The following is a 16,794-nucleotide window of genomic DNA, read 5'->3' as shown; positions in this document are numbered from 1 at the left end:
GGAGGAAATATGCGTCGCTACGGGTTACGTTTAGCGCAGGCTATGGAGGAAAGAGGCAATGTTTGTGTAGGTATCGACCCTCACTCCTCACAACTTTCCGCTTGGGGATTGGAGGACAATCTCGAGGGCTTGCGTACCTTCTCCTTAACTTTGGTGGAAGCGATGGCGGGGCAAGTACCGGTAGTAAAGCCCCAATCGGCATTTTTTGAACGTTTCGGATCAAACGGTATCAAGGTGCTGGAGGAAGTACTAGCGGCTTGCCGGGAGGCGGGTTTATTAACGATTTTGGATGTTAAGCGTGGGGATATTGGTTCCACAATGGCCGGTTACGCGCAGGCATATTTAAGCTCTGGCTCCCCGCTAGCAGCGGACGCGATTACCCTTTCTCCCTACCTGGGTTACGGTTCGCTGGCACCTGCTTTGGACTTAGCTAAGGCCAATGGAAAAGGGATCTACGTCTTAGCCCTTACTTCAAATCCGGAAGGATTCCAGGTTCAACATGCCCAATGCGGCAGCGGTAAAAGCGTGGCGGACGACATAATTTTGCAGGCTGAACGCACAAATAAAGCAGCTAGTGATCAAGGTCATATCGCAGATGTGGGTTTGGTTGTGGGTGCCACCACCGGTAATGCGGCGAAAGATTTAGGAATAGATTTTTCGACATTTTCGGGATCTATTTTATCGCCTGGAATTGGCGCTCAAGGGGCTACACCAGCAGATATACAAAAAATATTCGGAAAAAGCTCCTCCCGAGTGCTGGCATCAACTTCCCGAGGAATATCTTCAGCGGGTCCAAAAGTATCAGCTCTGCAAGCGGCCGCCGGGCGAATAACTGAACAAATGAGTGATATTTTTCGCAACTGAACTGGCAAAACTTAGTCGATAGTTTGGCTTAAATGGAAAAAAACAACTAGTGTTTTTCGTGTTGTTATCCCGTAAATCTAGATGAAGAGGTAATACAAAATGGCACTTCCTTCTTTGACTCCCGAACAGCGCGCACAGGCTCTGGAAAAAGCCGCTCAGGCTCGCAAGGCTCGCGCTGAAACTAAGGCGAAGCTGAAGAACCGGGAATTGACTCTATCTGAAGTAATCAAGAACGCTCAGGATGATCCCTACTTGGGCAAGATGAAGGTTCAGGCTCTGCTGGAGGCTCTGCCTCGGGTAGGCGCCACCACCGCTGCTGCGGTAATGGAGGAGATCGGCATTGCTAAGTCGCGTCGTATCCGCGGTCTAGGTGAGCATCAGCGCGCTGAGTTGGTTCGTCGCTTCGGCTAGTAATCTAACCAACTTATTGCAGTATGGGACCCAAGTTTTGGGTCCCATACTGTTATTTACCGGAAAAGTTCGGAGTGAAAAGTTTACCCATGTCTCGCCTTTATGTATTGGTTGGCCCTTCCGGGGTAGGCAAAGGAACTGTGGTTAAGGCTTTACGAAAAGCCCATCCCCAGGTAAACGTAGCGGTTTCTGCTACTACTCGTTCGCCCCGTCCGGGTGAACGTGACGGCATCGACTATCATTTCCTAAGTGAAGCCCGCTTCGATGAGCTGGTGGCCAGCGATGGCTTTGTAGAGTGGGCGATAGTTCACGGCCAAAAGCGCTACGGTACTTTACGCTCTGAAATCGCAAAATACATTGCTCGCGGCGAGGACGTGATTTTAGAAATCGATTTAGCAGGCGCGAGGCAGGTGCGGCGCACCAACCCCGATGCTTGTTTTATATTCCTACAAGCTCCCAGTCAAAAGATTTTACAAGAACGCTTGCGGGGTAGAGGCACCGAAGGAGAAGCCGAGGTAGCGCGGCGTCTGCAAACCGCCGAAATAGAGATGGCAGCTGCCGGAGAATTTGAGCATATTGTGGTAAATAATCACCCTGATCAGGCTGCTAGCGAACTAGCAGCTCTAATGGGAATAGCGTAAGATTCTTCGTGAAGAGGTGGCGTTTGGCCACTGATAATAGAAATGAGAGGACAATATGTCGGGTACTGTTGCTAGCCCGGAGGGGATCACCAACCCTCCAATAGATGATCTATTGGAAAAGGTAGAGTCCAAGTACGCCCTAGTGGTCTATGCGGCGAAACGGGCACGGCAGATTAACACTTACAATCTGGAGATCGCGGAAGGAATGTTTTCGACTCCCGGGCCGCTGATTGACTCCAACCCTGAAGACAAAGCTCTAGGTATTGCTTTGCGCGAAATTGATCAGGGAGTATTAAATCTCAAAGAGCACGACGATTCTTCCCAGGACTAACTAAGCTATGTCGCAGCGCCGCCAAATTGTTGTCGGGGTGGGGGCGGGCATCGCCGCCTACAAAGCCACCCGTGTGGTGCGGGCATTAGTTAAAGCCAACTTTGATGTCTGGGTAGTTCCTACCCCGGCATCGCTAAAAATGATTGGGGAAGTTACCTGGCAAGCAATCTCCGGTAATCCGGTTTACCCGCAGGTAGATTCCCCCTTCAGCGGAGTTGGGCATATTGAATTAGCTCGTGAGGCCAGCGCCATTGTGGTGGTTCCCGCCACCGCCGATCTATTGGCACGGATAGCACACGGCATTGCTAACGATATGCTTACTAACGTGATTTTGGCGGCTGACTGCCCACTATTATTGGCTCCGGCGATGCACACCAATATGTGGGAAAACCCGGCAACTAAGGATAATGTGCAAACCCTGCAAGCTAGGGGTGCGCGTTTTATCGGCCCGGTGGCGGGTGATCTGTCCAGCGGGGATCAAGGGCTAGGCCGGCTGGCACCGGAAGAAGATATCTACGCTGAGGTAATCTCGGTTCTTGCTACCGGAAAATGGCAGGGCAAGAAGGTAATGGTAAGCGCAGGGGGAACCCGTGAGCCTTTAGATCCCGTACGTTTTCTCGGGAATCGATCCTCCGGGCGCTTTGGAGTAGAGATTGCCCGACAGTTTGCTTGGCAGGGAGCGCAGGTAACCTTGTTGGCTGCCAATATCGAACCAACGCTCTTGGGCTCTTTACCCGCAGGGGTAGAAGTAGTTGCTACTCCTAGCGCGTCAAAGATGCACCAGGTGGCACTAGACTATTTCCCCCACATGCAAGTGACGGTAATGGCGGCAGCGGTAGCGGACTACCAGCCAGTAGATTTTCAAAGTGAAAAGATCAAGAAAGTTCCTAATCAAAAGGAGTTTTCTTTACAGCTGCGACCCACTACCGATATTTTGGCGGATTTAGCCAGTAAGAAACGCCCCGATCAGTTAGTAGCAGGCTTCGCGGCGGAAACTGGCAGCTGGGAACGGGTGCTGCAACTGGGTAAAGAAAAGGCTCTCCGCAAAGGAGCCGATATTATTTTTATTAACCAAGTGGGCACCGAAACCGGCTTCGGAGATATCGCTACCAGAGTTTGCGCAGTTGACAGTGAAGGTAGTCAGATTGGGGAGTTTTCGGGCAATAAACCTCAGGTGGCTACCCAAATAGTTACGCTGGTGCGCCAGCAGCTGCCGTGACTGACACGATGCCGCGGTGGAGCGGCACTGACCCCCTAGCTACCCTTAGATCTCGGGTGCAGACTAAATCCCTGACAGGAACCCAACAAGAGCTACTTTCCGCCCCTAAGGAACCCCGTGGCAAATGGGATAATAGTGACCCGATTGCCCGAGTTATTCCCGATCTTTCGGTTTTTCATCTCGCCAGCGGCCTCGATTACACGATTCCTGCCCGGCTACAGTCGAAAGTACATCCCGGATGCCTAGTTAGCGTAAAAATCGCCGGCAAGTTGGTACACGGGTGGGTAAGAGATATTCGCGAAGCAGAACCCACCCAGCAGCGTTTACGGGCAATCAGCCGGGTTCTAAGCCCCCATGCTTTGGTGTCCGAACACAGCTTTTCATTGGCCGATCAGGTAGCTAGGCGTTATGCCGGAAATTTATCCGCGGTATTACGCCAGGCGATCCCGCCGCGTCGCGCCAATATTGAAAAAAAGTTCTTTGAATCTTTTGTACCTGGCTCTGCGACGACCAAAGAGGGCAAGCTAGGGGAACTGGCCAGAGACAGTAATGCTAGGGATCCTCTGGTTGCTTCCGATCCCGCAGGAACCGCCATTTTAAAGTCTTTAGAACAGGGGCGAACTAGCCGTGTGGTGTGGCAAGCGCTTCCCGAACCCGCCCTGCCGGCTCCCTTCTCTCAGATTGCCCAGCTCATCTCCCATTCGTTAAGCGCTAGTGGCTCGACGCTCTGTCTTTTCCCCACTAGTAAGCTGGCGCAAGATTTTGCTGCCTACTGGAGTGAGCATGCTCCTATCGGGGCGCCCTCAGCCTTGGAGTATCACTCGGAACTGGGAGCCAATGCCCGTTACCACGCCTTCTTAGAGTGCCGTTTTAACCATCCTCGTCTGGTGATAGGAACTCGTTCCGCCATTTTTGCTCCCTTGGAAAAACTGTCTCTGCTGTTGATTTGGGATGAAGGAGCCGAAAGCTATCAGGAAAAATCCGCACCTTATTGGCACACCCGGCAAGTAGCAATGCTTCGCAGCCAGCGTGAAAAAGCTTCTTTAATTTTGGGGAGTTTCTCGCGTTCACCCCAGGCGCAAGCTTTAGTTATGTCTACCTGGGCTAGCGAGCTGGCTGGCGAAAATCACCAAATGCCGCTGCCTAAAATTCTGACGCCCGAATATGAAAATCGAGACGACCCTTCCCTGGGGAACAGCGGGTTATCTTCTACTGCCTTACAGTTCCTGCGGCGCGGATTACAAAACGGTCCGGTATTAATCCAGGCTCCCCACAAAGGAGGACGCGGCGGCCTGAGCTGCGCTAATTGCTTAGCACCGGTGCGTTGTCCGCAGTGCCTAGGGCGCGTAGAGCAGCTGCGCACACGCTTTATTTGCCATAGTTGCCATCATCATTTTCAGTTTTCTTGCCCGCGTTGTGGGGCTAAAGCGACCCGCGCTAGAGTACGCGGACACCAACAAATAGGAAGCGAACTAGCGGCCGCGTTTCCGCGAGTCCCTGTTTATAACTGTGACGCCGATAATTCTTTGAAGCATATCGGTGCTATGCCCGCCTTGATCGTGGCAACTGCGGAACAAGAACCGGTAGCCAAGGGTGGGTATGCTGCGGCACTACTGCTGGATGCCGGTATGCTCCTTAGCCTAGATAGGATTTGGGCAGCTGAAGAAGCGTTGCGGCGTTGGGCAAATACTGCCGCTAAAGTCGCCCCGGGCGGGCAAGTGATGCTCACCGGTGATCCGGGGCAACGCCTAGCCGACACTTTTAAGCACCGAACTTTTAGTAGCTGGGCAAACCAGGAGCTCCTAGAGCGAGCAGAAGTTGGGATTCCACCCACTGCCACCTTAGCGGTTATTCGCGGCCAAGAGGACGCCTTGCACCGTTTCCTAGCTGAGGCCACTTTCCCTGATGCCCAAGTTATCGGTCCGGTTAGGCGAGAAGGGAACTTCCAGTTGTTGGTACGTTCCCGTTTGGATCAAGGTGAGCACTTGCGCGAAGAGCTACGCCGCCTGCAAGCGGTGGCTTCTCGAAAAAAGTGGGGTCAGATCCAGTTACAGGTAGATCCCCAAGATCTTTAATGTTTCCTGAGATAGCGGTACTTAACTGATAACATTTCCTCTATGCGTGTCTTATTTGCCGGTACTCCCGCCTCGGCGGTACCTGTCCTGAAGTATCTGCTCGACTCGGAGCATGAAGTGGTGGGGGTGCTAACTCGCCGCCCTGCTCGATCTGGTAGAGGCCGTAAGCTTATGCCATCTCCGGTGGCACAGGTGGCTGAGAAGGCTGGCTTGCCAGTTTTTACCCCTTCTTCTTTGAAAGACACCAGTCAGCGCCCTGACTTTAAAGCTTTAGATGCCGAGGTGGCCGTGGTTGTCGCCTACGGGTTACTTATTCCGAAGGATTTATTAGAGGTTTTCCCGCACGGCTGGATTAACCTGCACTATTCGCTGCTACCCAAATGGCGGGGAGCCTCTCCGGTTCAACATTCGCGTATCGCTGGGGAAGAAATCACCGGGGTTAGTATTTTTCAGATCGACGAAGGGATGGATACTGGCCCTATCTATGCGGTTGATCCGATCCGAGTAGCTCCGCAGACCACCGCAGATTTGTTACTGCAGCGCTTAACCGACACCGGAATCGGGCTGCTGCCCCACGTCCTCACCGCGCTGGAAACCGGAAATGCTAAAGCTCACCCGCAAGCTAGCGAAGGCGCCAGTTACGCGCCTCTGCTTAGCAAAGCTGATGCCCAAATACCGTGGGAAAAGGATGCCCAACAGGTAGCGGATATGATTTGTGGCTTTACCTCTGAGCCGGGAGCTTGGACCAAGCTGCCTGATGGTAAACGAATCAGTATCTATCCCGTGATCGAGATGAAAGAACATGATACTCTGCAGCCCGGTCAGGTGCGGGTTACTAAACATGAAGTCACCGTAGGAACCGGCAGTAACGATGTGAAATTAACCTTTGTCACCCCGGCTGGAAAAAGAGAGATGGCGGCTGACGCCTGGGGACGAGGACTACGATATGGGGAAGAATTCTTCTTTAGCCTCCCCGGAGAAAGTGAGTCAAACTAGTGCGACCAGATCGTTCCTCGCAAAAATATCCCAACGGCAAGTCTCCCCGGGGTTACCAACGCAATAAGCGGGGAGGAAACCGCCTTGAACAGGAGGAATGGTACCCCCAAACCGATCGGGTACGCACCCTGGTTTTCCAGGTACTCCTGGCTGTAGAGACCAAAGATGCCTATGCGAACCTACTACTGCCACCCAGGCTTACCCGCGCCCATATCGCCGGACGCGATGCTGGTTTCGCTACTGAGCTAACCTACGGGACGCTGAGAAGCCAAGGCTACTACGATTGGATAATTAATGAGTGCTCTAGCCGCCCGGTAGCCGCCTTGGAAAAAGAAGTACTGATTATATTGCGCATGGGCTTGCATCAACTGTTAAATATGCGAGTTGCCACCCACGCAGCAGTCAGCGAATCAGTGAATCTCACGAAACAGGAAGCCAACGAGGGAGCCGCGGGACTGGTCAACGGGGTTTTGCGACAAGCAGTGCGCCTGGCTGACAGCGGGGAACTACAATCCCGGCTGGACAGCCTTAGCAAGTCTCGCCGTCTTACCATTGAGTATTCCCATCCCGCTTGGATTATTGCTGCCTATCGCGCTGCTTTACGTGAACACGCTAAACTGGGAGCCCAGATTCCCGGTGACGATGATTCGCTGGCGGCATTACTGGCAGAAAATAATCGCGCCCCCTATATCAATTTGGTGGCGCGACCCGGCTTGGTTGATCGAGAAGAACTTGCCGATGCCGTAGAAGATATGGGACAAGATGTTGCCTATTCGACGCTGAGTCCTTGGGGTTTGATTGTGTCTGGGGGAGATCCCGCAAGTCTCGAAGAGGTTCGCCAGGCGCGCGCAGGGGTGGAAGATCAAGGATCGCAACTGGTAGCCGCACTGGCAGCTACCTACCCTTTGGAGGGGAGCGACCAGAACTGGCTCGACTTATGTGCCGGACCTGGCGGGAAAGCAGCTTTAATGGCGGCGTTAGGCCGGGAGCGAGGCGCCCAGCTTATCGCTAATGAGGTCAGCCTCCATCGGGCGAAATTGGTGGAAGATTCGGTGCAAGCCCTCGATAATGTGCAAGTAGTTTGCCAAGACGGTACCCAGTTTAGAGCCATTAAGGGCGGATACGACCGGGTATTAGTGGATGCACCTTGTACCGGATTGGGGGCATTGCGCCGTCATCCCGAGTCCCGTTACCGTGCCCGTAATGAAACCATTCCCGATATCACTGATTTACAGGCGCGTTTGTTAAATCGGGCTTTAGAAGTTTGCCGCCCCGGTGGCTTAGTTATTTACGCCACTTGTTCGCCCCACCCAGCAGAAACTACTTTCCTGGTAGAGAGAGTATTGAAAGAACGCAAAGATGGGCAGCTGCTAGAACTTACTCCCGTATGGGATCAGCTAATCGATGCCGAGGCCTGGCCTGGGGGTCTGGGCTGCGCTGATAAATACTTACAACTGTGGCCGCATATTCATGCCAGTGACGCTATGTTTGCGGTAGTAATCAGCAAGAACCAGAAAGGAATCTAATCATGGGCGTAACCATTTCTCCTTCTATCCTTAACTGCGACATCGCTAATCTAGCTAACGAAATTGAGAAGATAAAAAACGCAGATTACGCGCATGTGGATGTGATGGATAACCATTTTGTGCCCAACCTTTCCTGGGGACTGCCGGTGGTAGAAGCAGTAATCCGCCAAAATGTTTTGCCGGTAGATGCCCATTTGATGATCGAGGATGCTGACCGGTGGGCGCCGACCTATGCGGAGGCTGGGTGTGCCTCGGTTACTTTCCATGCCGAGGCAGCGGCGGCGCCGATTCGTTTGGCGCGAGAGATTCACCGGCAGGGAGCAAAAGTGGGAATGGCACTCCGCCCCGCCACCGATATCACTCCCTATATTGATATTCTCCCGGAAATCGATATGTTGCTGGTGATGACGGTAGAGCCCGGGTTTGGAGGTCAGTCATTCCTGGAGTCCATGATGGCGAAAGTTCGCCGCACCCGCGAAGCTATTTCTGCTGCTAACCTGCAAGTATCGGTACAGGTCGACGGGGGAATCACCCGCGAAACTATTAGCGTAGCTGCCGAGGCCGGCGCAGATGTATTCGTTGCGGGTTCGGCGGTTTATAAAGCTGAGGATGCCTACGCGGAGGTGGAGGAGCTGCGGCGTATCGCCCAGTCCCACTGCTAATAAGCACCGAAGTTTCAGGGGGAAACAGCTGGCGTCCTCGTAAATATTCTGCCTACGCCCCAGGTTGCAGGTTCCTGCTAACTGGAGCGGGAAGGCAAGATTTTTCAAAACCCACTAACCTTAAAGCTATGAAGAGTTTTGAAGAGTTATTTACAGAGTTGCGGGCGAAAGCCAGCGAACGTCCGGAAGGGTCGGGCACCGTGAAAGAGCTAGATGCCGGGGTGCACGCTATCGGGAAGAAAATCGTAGAAGAGGCGGCAGAAACCTGGATGGCCGCCGAATACGAAAGCCTTGATGATTTTTGTTTGGAGGTCTCCCAGCTGCTTTATCACGCCCAGGTGATGATGATCGCTAAAGGGGTAAGCCTCGAAGACGTCTACCGCAAACTGTAAGGAAACAAATGTTAAGAATAGCTGTTCCCAATAAAGGTGGTCTTTCAGATCCGGCCATCAGACTTCTTTCCGAAGCTGGATACCGTACCCGACGCCGGGGTCGAGAGCTACATATCACCGATCACAATAACCAGGTTGAAGTATTTTTTCTCCGTCCGCGCGATATTGCCCAATACGTAGGTGCCGGTTTTATCCAAGCCGGGATTACCGGACGTGACCTGCTGGCGGATTCGGGAGTCAAAGCCGAAGAAGTACTAGCACTGGGATTTGGTTCCTCTACTTTTCGCTTTGCGGCGCCTCAAGGTACCATGAGCTCGGTTCAGGATCTGGAGGGTAAACGCATTGCCACTTCCTTTGACCGGATTGTGCAGGACTATTTGGCTTCACAAAAGGTAAAAGCCGATACCGTGCACCTAGATGGGGCAGTCGAGTCCTCGGTTCGCCTCGGGGTAGCGGACGCAATCGCGGACGTAGTGGAAACCGGCAATACTCTGCGGGCAGCGGGGTTGGAAGTATTTGGCGAACCTTTGATGCAATCAGAGGCCGTACTCATCGCTAATCCGCAGGCAGCGGGAAGCGCGGGTCTGCAAGTTCTTCAGCAGCGCCTCCAGGGGGTGCTCAATGCCCGTAACTATGTGTTGGTGGACTACAACGTTCACCGGGATCTGTTGGATAAAGCAGTCAATTACACTCCGGGCATTTCTTCCCCCACCATATCTTCCCTGCAAGATAGCAACTGGTTAGCGGTGCGGGCACTGTGTAAACGCTCCGAGGTTCACGGGGTAGTTGATAAGCTCCACGCCTTGGGTGCGGAAGGAATTTTGGTTACCCAGCTGCTATCGGCTCGGATCTAGCTGGAGCTGCGCCAGGGGCAGGCTTACTCCTAACCGGTACTTTGTCGCCTCTAAGGTAATCCCGAAGGATTTTGCCTGCAACTTCGGGTTAGGAAATCTGCGCGGCGAGGCGTCCGGCTGCGGCAGCAGCCAGGAAGGGAGCCGCATCTTCCTCCAGGCCCCGTCGCATGGTTGATAGTTTCACCGGGCAGTTGCTTAAGGCCTGGTAGAGTCCGGCGGTTGGACATTTTTGCACCCGGTGCCGGGAACTAATCTGTGCCAGTTGGGAGTTCACCAATTTAGTGAATTCACTGTTTAGGAGAGGTTTTTGCCCTTCGCCTTCGTCGGTGAACTCCGGTAGTGCCACGGTAAGGGGGATTGGCGTAAAGTCGGACAGAATTCGCAAATTATGATGCGAGATTCCCCGGTGGCGCGGCCGAGGATCAGCTGCTGACATCCGTAGGGCACAAATCGCTTTTCCGCCTCCCACTGCCGCCTGGGTCAGGAACGACGAGAGATCAAAACCCGAGTACCCATAGGGGGTGCCGCTACCCGCATTTCCCGGGCCTTGCCCCACAATCGCGATATCGGCGGCTAATACGTGCCGGGCTGCCAGCAGCGCCGAAAAAGTATTGATGGCTTCCAAGTCGCCCCCGAATGCTTGACCGGCCGTAATTACCGCTGCTAACCAGCCTTTTTCACGCAACGCGGTAATATTGCGGGAGAAAAACGCGGGTAGCGCCCCGCCATCGGTGTAAACATAAACAATTTTGGCTTCGGGATTTTCTGTCCTGACCCCGGCGATCACTGCGGGAAGCTGGGAATGTAGATCAATCCCTACTACCGGCATTCCTTGCAGGTCTTCTGCCTGTCGCATCTTTTGGTGATAGGGCGATTCTTGTTCCTCAACGGAGGAAACCATGTACTGGCTGGGGGTATAGCGTGCCTTCATAATGTGACCCTCATTAGCCGGTAGCACGTCTGCTGGTAGACGTTCACAAAGCGCGGTTACCAGCGCAAACCCTCCGGTTCCTAAGTTTTTTTGTAGGGGAGAACAATCAATGCGTACCGTTTCGCCCTCTTTTATCTCTCCATTTAAGGCCGGATAGTTTAAGGCGCGTAGGGTTTCCCCGGTTAAAAACTGCTCCGCTCCGCGAGGATGAGCAGAAATCTTAAGCGTGAGTTCTTGGGTGGCTGAAAAGTTGCGAACCGCTGCCACCTGTCCTTCCCGTAACATCATGTTTTATATTCTAGCGGTCTTTGTCAGGGTGACCGCTAGGGGCTTAAACAGGTAGGCTTAGGGTATGCATGGGTTTTTAGTTGCGCTGTGGACGCTGGGGATTCTCGCGGCAATAATTTGTCCGATCGTCATGTTTATCTGGTTGTTCCGCAAAGCCAATGCCACTTTAAACGTTTTTGGGGAACAAGTTCAGCAGGTAACCTCTCCGCTAGATAACTTGCAGGAAGCCTCGGATCTTCCGGCTCTCCGCCCAGCCGGAGCCAGCGGGGATCCCCAGGTGTTAGCTGAGGCTCGCCAGGTGCGCGCCGAAGTGGCAGCTACTCGGCGTACTCGCCGCTACGCCCGCCTAACAGCCGCTAAAGCGCGCTGGGAGAAACTGGGGCTGGTGTAGGTGCCGCGCAGGCGTAAACGAAAAAAGCCTACTACTCAAGGTGCGGGGGACTGGGATTCTCTTAGCGCGGCGGAAAAATTAGCCACTTTTAAACGCACCCAGATTAGGGGTGAGGTGGCTAGTTTCGCAGCTGGTTTTGATTTTCCCTTTGATGATTTCCAAGATCAAGCTCTTCGCGCCCTCGAGAACAATAAATCTGTATTAGTTGCTGCCCCTACCGGTTCCGGTAAGACGTTGGTGGGGGAGTTCTCCCTGTTCCTAGCGTTAAAACGGGGAGTAAGAGCTTTTTATACTACCCCGATCAAGGCGCTTTCTAATCAAAAATTTAGGGATTTTTCTGCTACCTACGGCAGTGAAAATGTGGGACTACTGACCGGGGATATCTCCGTTAACCCCTCAGCGCCTCTGGTGGTGATGACCACTGAAGTTTTGCGCAATATGCTGTACCGAGATGATGGGCGCCTCGATGATTTAGGGTTTGTGGTTCTTGATGAAGTGCATTACCTTGCTGACCGCTATCGCGGCCCGGTGTGGGAAGAAGTTATTTTGCATCTTGGCGCGCAGGTGAAAGTAATCGCCTTATCGGCCACGGTGTCGAATGCCGAGGAGTTTGGACAGTGGCTACGCCAAGTGCGTGGGAATGTCGAGATTGTGGTTTCGGAAAAACGTCCGGTACCGCTTTACCAACATATGTTGGTAGGAGGGCGACTTTTCGACCTGGAAGTGAAGTCTTCCGGTGGCAAAACTAAACTTAACCCGGTCTTGCTAGCTAGAACTCGCCGCGGCTTGGAGGAACCCGGGCGCGGTCACCATACGTCATTGCCCGCAACGGTAGAGGAGTTGAACGCGAAAGGGCTACTGCCAGCAATTATTTTTATTTTTTCGCGTGCCCGCTGTCAGCAGGGACAAAATCAGCTAGTAGCGGCGGGAATAGATCTAACTAGTCCCGCAGAGAAACGCCAAATCTCAGCGCGGCTGGATGAAATTAGCGAAAGCATTCCTCCGGGTGACGTCCTCGCCTTGGGATTGGACACCCTTTTCGAGGGGCTCAGGCGGGGAATCGCGGTGCATCATGCTGGCCTACTTCCGGTACTTAAAGAAGCAGTAGAGAAAATGTTCGCTGCCGGACTACTGAAAGTGGTGCTAGCTACCGAAACTTTGGCGCTGGGGATTAATATGCCGGCGCGTTCGGTAGTTATTGAATCACTGCGCAAATGGGATGGCCATGAGTTTGTGATGCTCTCGGCCGGGCAATATACCCAGCTTACCGGGAGAGCCGGCAGGCGCGGAATCGATACTTTGGGGCACGGCATCGTAATGTTTCGTCCCGGCATGGATCCAGCTACGGTCGCGGCGCTTGCCTCAAAACGTACCTATCCGTTGAAATCAGCTTTTAGTCCCACCTACAATATGGCGGTTAACCTGCTGGAGCGAGGATCCTTGGAAGGTACTAGAGATGTTTTGCGACGCTCTTTTGCGCAATTCCAGGCAGACCGAGCAGTAGTTGGGAAAGCACAGCAAGCAGCGGATAAGCAAAGGGCAGCTGATGAGATTGTCGCGGCAAAGTCTTTAGAATGCTCCTACGGAGATATTTACGAGTATGTAAGGATTAAAAGCGAGCTTGAGGCGCGCGATGCCCGCCATGCCCAGCTGCTTGCCCGCGAGCAAGCGCGGCGGCGCTGGGATCTATTTAGTTCCCTAAAACGCGGTGATGTATTGGCTTATAAAGATGCTCGCCGCGCCCGTCACGGGATTGTGATGAAAAAATCGGGAACCCGCACTGGGGAAACCACTTTGACGGTGCTAGCCGATAACGCCAAGCTACGTAATTTTTCCAGCAATGAGTTTGCTGGCCCCTTAGCCTTGGTGGGGCAGATGTGGGTGAAAGATTACTCGGAACGTAAACCGCGCGACCGCCAACGCCTAGCGTCCAAGCTCCGGGCAGCGGTGCGCGAAGGGATTTTTAGCGCTCCAAAATCCGCTACCAGTGAGGACGAGGCGGCTACCTCCACAAAACCCGGGGTATCAACCCAGGAGACTTCCTCTCAGATACCGGATATTAATGGCCGTGAGCTTACGCAGCTGAGCGAACTGGAACTTACCGAGCTGCTGACCTGCCATCCCGCGGCTCGTTGTCCCCAGCTTGATAGCCATCTTAAGAAGGCATCTCGGTGGACGCGCTTAGAACGGCAGGCTGCCCGCTTGCGGCGCCAAGTTGATATTTCGGAGGGCGCGCTAGTTGATACCTTTGACCGGGTCGTTAACGTCCTAATCAAGTTAGGGTATTTAGATCCTAATGGACAAGTAACTGAATCTGGGGCAGTGCTGTGCCGCATATATAGTGAATATGATTTACTCTTGGCGCAATGCGCCCTAGAAAATGTTTTCGCGGGTCTGGGCCCGGCGCAACTAGCGGCAGCTTGTTCGGCTGCTAGTTATGAGGCGCGGCGGGAAGAAGCGGGAGCTCCGGTGCCTGCTGCTTTGAAATCTGTGGTGACTCAAATCGAAACCTTGGCGGCAGATTTGCGCCAGGTGCAAAGCGAGCTGCAAGCACCAGAACTTCCGCAGTCATCTTCGGCACTGGTGGCAGCGACTTATGCCTGGGCTAGGGGCAAACCCCTGTCGGTGGCCTTAGAGGCTGCACCTATCGAGGCTGGGGATTTTGTGCGAGCGATGAAACAGCTGCTCGATGTGCTCCGGCAACTAGAAATGGTGGGTAGTGTAGAAACCTCGGCTACAGCGCGTAAAGCTCAAAAGCTAATTTTGCGCGGAGTGGTGGCATGGTCAGATATTTAATTAATGGTTTCTGGGCTCTGGTTGCTGCCATCGCGATTGCTACCGGTCTATTATTGGCTTTTCCTTCTTCCTGGGGATCACATTGGCTAGGTGCTTGGTTAGCTCTCGGACTATGGCTATTAATTCTGCGACGGGCGCGTCGCAGCTACGCCCTCGTGATCTCTATTTTGGCCTCCCTGCTTTTTTTCTTGGTGCTATTTCGTTGGGTGGCTATCTCACTGACGTTTTCTACTCCTTGGATTGCTCTGGCGTTTTTTGAAACATTATTTCCTACATTGTGGGCGGGGGTAGTTTTGGCTACCCGCAAACTTACCAGCCCGCTTTGGACTTTTTGGACGGCTTTTTCTTTTGCCGGTATTGAAGCTTGGCGAGCGTGTGTTCCCTGGACGGGAATGCCTTGGGGAATGCTGGGATTTTCCCAGGTGGATAGCCCTATGAAGGGATGGATTCCGCTCCTGGGTGAAAACGGGATGGCCTTTTTAATGGTGGGTATAGTGGCGGCGCTAGTTAGCGTGACCTGGAAAATCTCGATGCCCAATTTGGCTGTTGCCGGCCTGGCGCTGGTGCTAGTCATTTTTTCGGGGATGGGTTTGCCTTCTCTACCCAATTCGCAAGGTTATCCCCGGATAAAGGTGGCGGCTATGCAAGGGGGTGTCTCTTGGCCGATTGGATCTACCTACTCCCATCCCGGCACCATCTTGTCTGGTCATATGGAACAAGCACGCACCAGTGATTTGCGCGGGATCGAAGTAGTTTTGTGGGGGGAACAGGCAGCAGATATAGATCTAAGCTCGCAGGTGCAGTGGGCTGAGGAACTACAACACTGGCAGGAAAACCGGCAAATACCCGTTATTTTTGGCACTTTGGTTTATGGGGATAAAACTACCTCTAACCAGGTATTAAAACTGGAGGATGGTAAGTTCTCGCATATCTATACCAAGCGGGAACCGGTGCCTTTTGGGGAGTTCTTACCGGCCCGGCCTACCATCTCTAAGATATTTCCCGAACAGGTAAAGATGCTTCCGCGCGATATGATACCGGGTAAATCCCCCGGGGTTACCCCAGTGGAAAATGCGCAGATAGGGACAAATATCTGTTTTGAGGTAGCGATTGACCCGCTGGTGCGCGATACGGTGAACGCAGGCGCGAACCTACTATATTTCCCCACTAATAATTCTTCTTTTGGATACTCCTATCAGTCTCGACAACAGCGGCAGATTGCCCGCTTTCGCGCCCTAGAATATGATCGCTCCACTGTCCAAGTGGCAGTGGGGGGAGTAAGCGCCCTAATCAATCCTAAAGGTCAGGTGGTTTCCCAATCCGGGCTCTTTAGGGCAGATACTTTAAAGGCAGCGCTGCCTTTGCGCGACACTCTCACCTGCCAGGCGCGTTTTGGGGCCGCAATAAACGCTGTTTTCCGCTTCGGAACCCTAATTGGGCTGGCTCTGGTGGGAGCAACCCTGGTTTTCTTGAAAATACAAAAACGCAGCGTTCAAAGAACAGATTTTTCCATCCGAAGAGGACGCAAACGAACGGTGAATAAGAGCAGAGGAAGCGGAAATAACTGCTCGAAAGGAAAAGGAAAGAAATGAAAGATATCGTAATCGCGATTCCCACCTACAACGAACTCGAAACGCTACCCCGGCAGGTGGCAAAACTGCGCCGTGAAATTCCGCAGGCGGACTTGGTGATTATTGACGACAATTCTCCCGATGGCACCGGGCAGCTGGCCGAAGAACTAGCTAGCAAAGATAGGGGAGTGAAGGTAGTGCACCGGGCGGAGAAAACCGGACTAGGCCCGGCCTATTTGGAAGCATTTTCGTGGGCGCATGATGCAGGATACACCTGGATAGTGCAGATGGATGCAGATGGGTCTCACCGGGTGCGGGACCTAAAGAAACTATTAGCGCGCCGGCGGTGGCCGAATGAGCCAGATTTGGTAATTGGTTCGCGTTGGATCAGAGGAGGCCGCCTACAGGGCTGGTCAAAGTTACGGGAGGCGCTCTCACGAGGTGGAAATGCCTACATTGGGGCCCTGCTGCGCCTGGGAATCGGGGATGCTACCGCCGGTTTTCGGGTTTACCGTCTAGATTTTCTAAGTCGCCTGGGACTAGAGGATCTAGATTCCCGCGGATATTGCTTCCAAATAGATATGACCCGGCGGGCAGTGAAAGCGGGAGGAATTATTGTGGAAGTACCGATCACTTTTCAAGAACGCGCTGCCGGATCCTCCAAAATGTCCAGCGCTATTATTTTGGAAGCCCTGGCTAAAGTTACCCGTTGGGGAATAGCTGACCTACTGAAGTTTCCGGCTGCACTTCGCTAGGTTCACTAAGGCCTAGTTGCTATGCCTAATGCGCAAGGGCCCGCTGGGGACGCGGTGGCTAAGCCCCGCAAATATTAGTTAAGCTGGGGAA

16 protein-coding genes are annotated in these 16,794 nt (G+C 53.3%); 15 read left to right on the top strand and 1 reads right to left on the bottom strand.

Translation table 11 applies throughout. The features are described 5' to 3' along the window. Window positions 1-9: 9 nt before the first annotated feature. The 11 genes from pyrF to hisG all read left to right on the top strand — a co-directional run bounded on the left by pyrF (window position 10) and on the right by hisG (window position 9,971). Window positions 10-864, top strand: coding sequence for an orotidine-5'-phosphate decarboxylase (pyrF, locus tag E6072_RS04355; protein WP_316694009.1), 855 nt, complete (start codon window positions 10-12; stop codon window positions 862-864). A gap of 99 nt (window positions 865-963) precedes the next feature. Next, window positions 964-1,275, top strand: a complete 312-nt coding sequence (gene mihF / locus E6072_RS04350) for an integration host factor, actinobacterial type (RefSeq protein WP_022865224.1) — start codon at window positions 964-966, stop codon at window positions 1,273-1,275. Between the two features lie 89 nt (window positions 1,276-1,364). Further along, a complete protein-coding gene (gene gmk / locus E6072_RS04345; protein WP_316694007.1) occupies window positions 1,365-1,916 on the top strand; it encodes a guanylate kinase in 552 nt (183 codons plus the stop codon). Window positions 1,917-1,971: 55 nt separating this feature from the next. Continuing rightward, complete coding sequence (rpoZ, locus tag E6072_RS04340) at window positions 1,972-2,247, top strand: DNA-directed RNA polymerase subunit omega (protein ID WP_278605520.1); 276 nt, start codon at window positions 1,972-1,974, stop codon at window positions 2,245-2,247. A gap of 7 nt (window positions 2,248-2,254) precedes the next feature. Beyond that, the gene (gene coaBC / locus E6072_RS04335; RefSeq protein ID WP_316694005.1) at window positions 2,255-3,466 is read left to right on the top strand and encodes a bifunctional phosphopantothenoylcysteine decarboxylase/phosphopantothenate--cysteine ligase CoaBC; all 1,212 of its coding nucleotides are present in this window, start codon (window positions 2,255-2,257) and stop codon (window positions 3,464-3,466) included. Continuing rightward, complete coding sequence (locus E6072_RS04330) at window positions 3,463-5,541, top strand: hypothetical protein (protein WP_316694004.1); 2,079 nt, start codon at window positions 3,463-3,465, stop codon at window positions 5,539-5,541. The genes coaBC and E6072_RS04330 overlap by 4 nt, the downstream gene beginning before the upstream one ends. A gap of 42 nt (window positions 5,542-5,583) precedes the next feature. Continuing rightward, window positions 5,584-6,537, top strand: a complete 954-nt coding sequence (gene fmt / locus E6072_RS04325) for a methionyl-tRNA formyltransferase (protein ID WP_316694003.1) — start codon at window positions 5,584-5,586, stop codon at window positions 6,535-6,537. Next, window positions 6,537-8,063, top strand: coding sequence for a transcription antitermination factor NusB (locus tag E6072_RS04320; protein ID WP_316694002.1), 1,527 nt, complete (start codon window positions 6,537-6,539; stop codon window positions 8,061-8,063). Before fmt ends, E6072_RS04320 begins: the two co-directional genes overlap by 1 nt. A gap of 2 nt (window positions 8,064-8,065) precedes the next feature. Beyond that, window positions 8,066-8,725: a ribulose-phosphate 3-epimerase gene (gene rpe, locus E6072_RS04315; RefSeq protein WP_316694001.1), complete on the top strand. Its 660-nt coding sequence runs from the start codon at window positions 8,066-8,068 to the stop codon at window positions 8,723-8,725. Window positions 8,726-8,853: 128 nt separating this feature from the next. Further along, the gene (locus E6072_RS04310; protein ID WP_316694000.1) at window positions 8,854-9,117 is read left to right on the top strand and encodes a phosphoribosyl-ATP diphosphatase; all 264 of its coding nucleotides are present in this window, start codon (window positions 8,854-8,856) and stop codon (window positions 9,115-9,117) included. A gap of 8 nt (window positions 9,118-9,125) precedes the next feature. Then, a complete protein-coding gene (gene hisG, locus E6072_RS04305) occupies window positions 9,126-9,971 on the top strand; it encodes an ATP phosphoribosyltransferase (protein WP_316693999.1) in 846 nt (281 codons plus the stop codon). Window positions 9,972-10,059: 88 nt separating this feature from the next. Here the strand turns inward: hisG and E6072_RS04300 are convergent, their stop codons facing one another. Next, complete coding sequence (locus tag E6072_RS04300; RefSeq protein WP_316693998.1) at window positions 10,060-11,190, bottom strand: DUF3866 family protein; 1,131 nt, start codon at window positions 11,188-11,190, stop codon at window positions 10,060-10,062. A gap of 64 nt (window positions 11,191-11,254) precedes the next feature. Here E6072_RS04300 and E6072_RS04295 point away from each other — a divergent pair, with 64 nt between their 5' ends. From E6072_RS04295 to E6072_RS04280, 4 genes are all read left to right on the top strand, one after another. Then, window positions 11,255-11,581, top strand: coding sequence for a hypothetical protein (locus E6072_RS04295; protein ID WP_316693997.1), 327 nt, complete (start codon window positions 11,255-11,257; stop codon window positions 11,579-11,581). Window positions 11,582-11,695: 114 nt separating this feature from the next. After that, a complete protein-coding gene (locus E6072_RS04290; RefSeq protein WP_316693996.1) occupies window positions 11,696-14,377 on the top strand; it encodes a DEAD/DEAH box helicase in 2,682 nt (893 codons plus the stop codon). Then, the gene (gene lnt / locus E6072_RS04285) at window positions 14,362-15,969 is read left to right on the top strand and encodes an apolipoprotein N-acyltransferase (protein WP_316693995.1); all 1,608 of its coding nucleotides are present in this window, start codon (window positions 14,362-14,364) and stop codon (window positions 15,967-15,969) included. Before E6072_RS04290 ends, lnt begins: the two co-directional genes overlap by 16 nt. Continuing rightward, complete coding sequence (locus E6072_RS04280) at window positions 15,966-16,703, top strand: polyprenol monophosphomannose synthase (RefSeq protein WP_316693994.1); 738 nt, start codon at window positions 15,966-15,968, stop codon at window positions 16,701-16,703. The genes lnt and E6072_RS04280 overlap by 4 nt, the downstream gene beginning before the upstream one ends. The last annotated feature ends 91 nt before the right edge of the window (window positions 16,704-16,794 follow it).

This window comes from Varibaculum cambriense (genome assembly GCF_032557235.1).
Classification (GTDB): Bacteria; Actinomycetota; Actinomycetes; order Actinomycetales; family Actinomycetaceae; genus Varibaculum; species Varibaculum cambriense_C.
Note: the sequence above shows the minus strand (reverse complement) of the source record. Positions and strands in the feature narration are given on the sequence as shown.

Coding starts and splice junctions, on each gene's coding strand:
- pyrF (WP_316694009.1), top strand. CDS start 10: ATGCGTCGCTACGGGTTACGTTTAGCGCAGGCTATGGAGGAAAGAGGC.
- mihF (WP_022865224.1), top strand. CDS start 964: ATGGCACTTCCTTCTTTGACTCCCGAACAGCGCGCACAGGCTCTGGAA.
- gmk (WP_316694007.1), top strand. CDS start 1,365: ATGTCTCGCCTTTATGTATTGGTTGGCCCTTCCGGGGTAGGCAAAGGA.
- rpoZ (WP_278605520.1), top strand. CDS start 1,972: ATGTCGGGTACTGTTGCTAGCCCGGAGGGGATCACCAACCCTCCAATA.
- coaBC (WP_316694005.1), top strand. CDS start 2,255: ATGTCGCAGCGCCGCCAAATTGTTGTCGGGGTGGGGGCGGGCATCGCC.
- fmt (WP_316694003.1), top strand. CDS start 5,584: ATGCGTGTCTTATTTGCCGGTACTCCCGCCTCGGCGGTACCTGTCCTG.
- rpe (WP_316694001.1), top strand. CDS start 8,066: ATGGGCGTAACCATTTCTCCTTCTATCCTTAACTGCGACATCGCTAAT.
- E6072_RS04310 (WP_316694000.1), top strand. CDS start 8,854: ATGAAGAGTTTTGAAGAGTTATTTACAGAGTTGCGGGCGAAAGCCAGC.
- hisG (WP_316693999.1), top strand. CDS start 9,126: ATGTTAAGAATAGCTGTTCCCAATAAAGGTGGTCTTTCAGATCCGGCC.
- E6072_RS04300 (WP_316693998.1), bottom strand. CDS start 11,190: ATGATGTTACGGGAAGGACAGGTGGCAGCGGTTCGCAACTTTTCAGCC.
- E6072_RS04295 (WP_316693997.1), top strand. CDS start 11,255: ATGCATGGGTTTTTAGTTGCGCTGTGGACGCTGGGGATTCTCGCGGCA.
- lnt (WP_316693995.1), top strand. CDS start 14,362: ATGGTCAGATATTTAATTAATGGTTTCTGGGCTCTGGTTGCTGCCATC.
- E6072_RS04280 (WP_316693994.1), top strand. CDS start 15,966: ATGAAAGATATCGTAATCGCGATTCCCACCTACAACGAACTCGAAACG.